This is a genomic window from Mesorhizobium sp. LSJC280B00 (genome assembly GCF_000502835.1).
GTDB lineage: Bacteria > Pseudomonadota > Alphaproteobacteria > Rhizobiales > Rhizobiaceae > Mesorhizobium.
The window spans coordinates 1-5,356 of sequence record NZ_AYVL01000081.1 but is presented as its reverse complement, the minus strand read 5'-3'; the positions used below and the strand labels follow the sequence as shown (position 1 = coordinate 5,356).

Genomic DNA, 5,356 nt, shown 5'->3' with positions numbered 1-5,356 from the left:
ACTGGCCGCGCGCCGCATGGCTCGAGAGTTGGACAGGGTCCTCGAGGGTTCGGGACCACGTCGAGCCGCAATAGATCGGGCTGCCGCCGAGCTGCGCCTGTCGACCCGGCAGGTCTACAATCTCCTGGCGCGCTATCGCGTCGATCGCAGGGTGACGTCGCTGCTGCCTCGCACGGACGGCACGAGGAAGCAGCGACTTCACCAGGACGTCGAGGGAATCATCGCCACGACACTGCGAGAGCAATGGCTGGTGCTGGAGGCCCCGCCGCTCGCTCCGGTAGTGGCCGAGATCCGCGCTCGCTGCGAGGAGGCCGGTCTGATTGCGCCATCCTACCTCACCGTGGCCCGCCGCATTCTCTCGCTGTTCAGCCCTGAGGATATCGCCAGGAAGCGGTCGGCGAATCCGAAGCATCTGCAGCGCCTCAAACCGCGACCAGGATACATCCACGCATCGCGACTGCTCGAGGTCTGTCAGATCGATCATACGCCCACCGACATCAATTTCGTGGAGGTCGTCGAAGGTGAGGGATCTTCGTCGGCAGCGCATTCCTGACGATCGTCACAGACGTGGCATCGCGCTGCATAATCGGCTTCTGTCTCACCCTAGAAAAACCGTCGGCGCTGTCCGTCGCGCTATGCCTCGCACAAGCAATGTGTCCGAAGGATGCCTGGCTGGCCGCGCGTGACATAGAGCATCGTTGGCCGATGTTCGGGCGACCACGGTTGCTCGTCACCGATTCCGCGAAAGAGTTCAAAGGGCACGCATTCCAACGCGGGTGCGAAGATTATGGCATTCGCATCCGCTACCGGAATCGCGGCCGCGTCCACCAGGGCGGGGTGGTCGAAACGTTGCTAGGAAAGCTCAATGCCGTTCTTGCGACGCACCTGGAGCGGTGCGTGGCGCTCGCCGTGCTCGACCACAATCTTCAAGAGAACGCGAAGACGTTGAGGGTCTCGGCAACGGAATGGGAACGGCATAGCCGTGATCTCCCGCGCTTCGATGACGATCCTGTGCGGGTCCTGCTTGCATTCCTGCCCGGGGCAGAAAGACGCCTCGCCGCAGGGCGTCAGCATGTTCGCGCTCGACTACTACTCGCCATGGCTGGGCGGCTTGGTCCCGAAGCGAAACCATTTGGGCCGGATCGAGGTGCGATACGATCCTCGCGATATCAGCCACATCTACATCCGGGATCCGGAGACGAGGGAGTTCCGGCCCGTGGCGGACGCGACGGATCGCTTGTGTCGTTTTCCATTTAATTCGGTTCTTCCTCACTTTGTGTGGCGCGGAGGGAGCATGCGTGCCCTCAGCAGTTCAGGGCCTGCCCTACCGTACATTGCGCGCTTGAGGGTTTTGAGGCGGTTGATCTGGCCTTCGGCCTGTCCGTTGCTCCAAGGCAGCTCAATGGCGTTGTTGACGGCATCGATGTCTCTGCGCAGGACGCGGGCGAACCGCATGATCGGAATGAGTTCGGAGTCGATTGCGTCGTCGATCCACGCATCCAGTGGTGCCGATCTCTTGCCGCGAAGGATGCCGTTGAAGCGCATCGCCAGGCGTCGCATCTCGGCGAAAGCGTCAGATCCCTGCTTCAGGGCATCGACCTTCCTTACCTGCCGGTCTGTCAGCAGGCCTCGCGGCTTGATGCACAGCGCCGCGGCGACAACTGGCGAGATCGCAGGACCGGTATCCGGATCTCGAACCGGCTCCAAGTTCAGCGCGGGAGACTGAATGTCACCGGCCTGCTCTCTTTCGGCCCGCCGCCAGGCTCCGAGAAGCCGCTCCAGATTGGCGAAACTGCCAGTGTAGCCCCGCTGTTTGACGTCATGAAACAGATGCCGTCCGCAGCGATTCCCATCCTGCATTGGGCGAGGAAGGCTTCGAAATACCAAGGTGATGTGGGGTTCAATGCTGCGCGCCGCCTGTCTGGCGGAGCCTTGAACTTGAGCCAATTCGCTATGCTGCGACGTTCATAGCCGGTCCGGCGGGCGATCTCGCTATACGACAGTCCCTCGTCGCGCAAAGCGTGGAGCGTTTCGAATATCTCCTGACGAAATTGCCTATGCGCGAGACGGGCGCGCCGGCGATGTGTCGCAGCGTCCACGATTGCATCCTCCGACAGGATGGCCCTGCCGGTGGCACGTCCAGAAAGGCTCATCTGTTCTTCGATGGCCGAGCGAAGATTCTGGACCAGGTGAAACCGATCGGCGACCTGTCGTGCCTGCGGTGCGCCCTCGCGAATAGCCTGCGCATAGAGGCCGCAGCGGTCCCGGCTGACGACTTCGACCGAAGGATGGCTCCGCAGCCACTTGGCCGCACTATCGACACTCCGATCATCGAGAATGTCGACAACCGAGCGGCGCTCGAGATCAACCACGATGGTCCCGTAGCTTGTCGCCCGCCGCCAACTCCAATCATCGATGCCGACCACCGGACCTCGGAGTTGCGGTGAGCGAGCGTGGCATCCCGCTTCAACTGCCGCAGGATGGTATCGTCGCTGACCGGCATGCCGAGCCGTTGCATCAAGCGTTCGCCAGGACGGCCGCCAGTGCTGTGGCCAAGCAGGCCAACGATCTCCCCGACCCTTCTCGTCCGGCGCGCATAAGGAGCAGCGATCATCGGCAGCCGGTCGGTAAATTTCGTCGCTCACATTTGCGATTTGCGCATCGCCAGCGGCTCAGCAGGAGCTTCACGGTCACGGGCTTGCCCTGGACCGGGAGATCTTGGAGGCTGCGGTTGGACCAGCCGTGCCGACTTCGGCTTCGCCGTCCGCAATCGGGACAAATGCCGATTGCTGGTGCGGCAGCGGAAACAACCCATCTGTCATCATCGGCAAGCGCGACACCCAAATTCTGACCCCGGGGCCGGGCGACCATTTCGATTTCCTCTGCATGTCCGCCCATAGCGATATCCTCGCTAACCGCGGATGAATCACACAAAGTGAGGAAGAACCCAATTAAGTTGCCAAGCGACAGGAACGTCGCTCGCGCGATCGAGCGCTTTTTTCGTCATCCAACGCATCTCTTCGCAACGAACCTCAGGTTCAGGTCCCACAAAAGGTCTTATAGACGCGGCCATCGCGCGGTGGTGGCTCGGCATAGCTCGCGAAGCCTGGCTGGACTTCGTATGGCTTGCCGAGCACGGTCAGAAGGTCCTCGAACGGTCCGAACTCCTGTTTCTTCACGGCGGCCTCGATGACCGCCTCAACGCGGTGGTTGCGCGGGATAACGGCCGGATTGACGCGCTGCATGGAAGCCCGGCGCGCTGAACCTTCCTGCGGCTCTTGCCCGAGCCGTTTGCGCCAGCCCTCGGCCCAGTCGTCATATGGGGCAGGGTCTTCGAAGAGGCTGCGCACCGCGACGTCGCCTTCGGGTCCCATAGCGGCCTCGCTCAGGCGTCGGAAAGTCAGGGTGAAGTCCGCCTTGCCAGCGACCATCCGATCGAGAAGATCCTGCGTCAGCGCAAGATCGCCTTCCCGCTCTGACAAAAGTCCCAACTTGCTACGCAAGCCACTATTATAAGCGTCGCTGAACCGTGCTGCGAAGGCAGAAAGCGCCGCTTGGGCCAGCTCCACGGATTTGTCCTGATCCTCAGCCAGGAGGGGCAGCAGAGACTCCGCCAGCCGCGTCAGGTTCCACTGGGCGATCGCAGGCTGATTGGCATAAGCGTAGCGACCTAACTGGTCGATCGAGCTGAATACGGTCTTAGGATTGTAGATGTCCAGAAAAGCGCAGGGGCCATAGTCAATCGTCTCGCCGGCGATAGACATGTTGTCGGTGTTCATAACCCCGTGAATGAAGCCGACGAGCAGCCACTGCGCTACGAGGTTCGCTTGGCGCGCAATCACACTTTCCAGCAATGCCAGGTAGGGGCGAGCAGCACCCGCGGCATCCGGGTAGTGCCGGGTGATCGCGTGATCAGCGAGAGCCCTCACCGCATCCACGTCCCCGCGCGCCGCGAAGAATTCGAAGGTTCCGATCCGCATGTGGCTGGATGCGACCCGTGTCAGCACTGCGCCTGGCAGGTAGGTTTCTCGTATCACCTCATCACCCGTCATGACCGCAGCAAGCGCCCGAGTGGTCGGAATGCCAAGAGCCGCCATGGCCTCACTGACAATGTACTCGCGCAGAACGGGGCCAAGCGCCGCCCGCCCGTCGCCGCCGCGGGAAAACGGTGTTCGGCCGGAGCCCTTTAGCTGGATATCCCGGCGCACTCCTTCCTGATCGACGATCTCGCCTAGCAGGATTGCCCTTCCGTCGCCGAGCTGCGGCACGAACTGGCCGAACTGGTGTCCGGCATAGGCGGTAGCGATCGGCTCGGCACCTTCGGGAATCCGTTTGCCGGCAAGAATCTCAACACCCGCCTGCGTGGCGAGTTCTACCGGGTTGAGCCCGAGCTGGACGGCCAGCTCCTGGTTAAGCTTGAGGAGGTGCGGTGCGGAGACCGGGGTCGGGGAAACACGCGCATAAAACGAGCTCGGCAGCCGAGCATAGCTGTTGTCGAATGCAAAGCGTACCGTCATTCACACTCCTCAAACATCAACGGCAGTCGCGAGACGCTTCGTCGGTCGCAAAGATTGTTATCAATGACAATAGTGCCATCAGACTGCCGATCCGTATGCTGATGTGGCGATGCTCGAACTTCATTTCCAGCTACGTGCCAGAAATGGATGTGTCAGTGCCTTCGGGCAAGTAGCCTCTTCGAGCGGAACGGCTACGACGCTTCTCGCGCCAGCGAACGTCTGGTCTTCGCGAATCGGTAGCCTTAAGCCGCCTGACTGCTTCGGCCCCACACCGGTCGTTCCGTTGCTCCGGCTTAGTGGACGCTTCTGACGCTACAGCCATCTTCGCCAAGCGATACGGATACGAGCTGCATCTTCACACCAACCCTATCCTGAAATCCTCCAGAACCTGAGCCAGCCCCTGCGCGCCGAGAAGTGTCAAAACGCGCTTCGGCGTAAGCTTCAGTATCGCCCGGTCGTAGATGGCGAGATTGGTCGCCTCATTGAGGCGCGAGGGGTAAATGACCCCGTCAGGCTCAGATGGGTGCTGGTGAAACGCCAGTGACCACCGGCGTGCCAGGTTCTGGCGCTGTGCCCGAACGACATCGGTGGGCACACCCATCCTGACCGCGTTGTCGCCCCTCAGGTCGACGAGGCGAAGGTCCGCCGTAGTCGTGATCTCCGCATAGCGCCGCTGGGTCAGTTCCACCTCCTCTATCGGAAGATCGTCGACAAGCCCTTCGCGGCGGTCGCGGAGCACCGTTTCTAGAAAGCACACCTTCAGGGAGTCGCCGAGGTAGAGAACGCAGAAACGGTTGGCAGCAACACGACGCCGAGGATCGCTGAAGCGGCTCGGCGAT

Annotated in this window: 2 protein-coding genes and 2 pseudogenes; 1 reads left to right on the top strand and 3 read right to left on the bottom strand. The window is 61.7% G+C overall.

Annotated elements, in window-relative coordinates:
* Nucleotide 1: 1 nt before the first annotated feature.
* Nucleotides 2–1,219, top strand: a pseudogene (locus X773_RS73120) (transposase family protein); the annotation flags it as partial.
* 50 nt (nt 1,220–1,269) lie between these two features.
* Here the strand turns inward: X773_RS73120 and X773_RS76015 are convergent.
* From X773_RS76015 to X773_RS73100, 3 genes and pseudogenes are all read right to left on the bottom strand, one after another.
* Nucleotides 1,270–2,871: pseudogene (locus tag X773_RS76015) on the bottom strand (ISL3 family transposase).
* A gap of 167 nt (nt 2,872–3,038) precedes the next feature.
* Entirely contained in the window at nt 3,039–4,517 is a 1,479-nt protein-coding gene (locus X773_RS73105) for a protein adenylyltransferase SelO (protein ID WP_023680878.1), read from the bottom strand.
* 355 nt (nt 4,518–4,872) lie between these two features.
* On the bottom strand, nt 4,873–5,356 hold a 484-nt coding region (locus X773_RS73100; protein ID WP_023680877.1), incomplete at its 5' end, for an RES family NAD+ phosphorylase.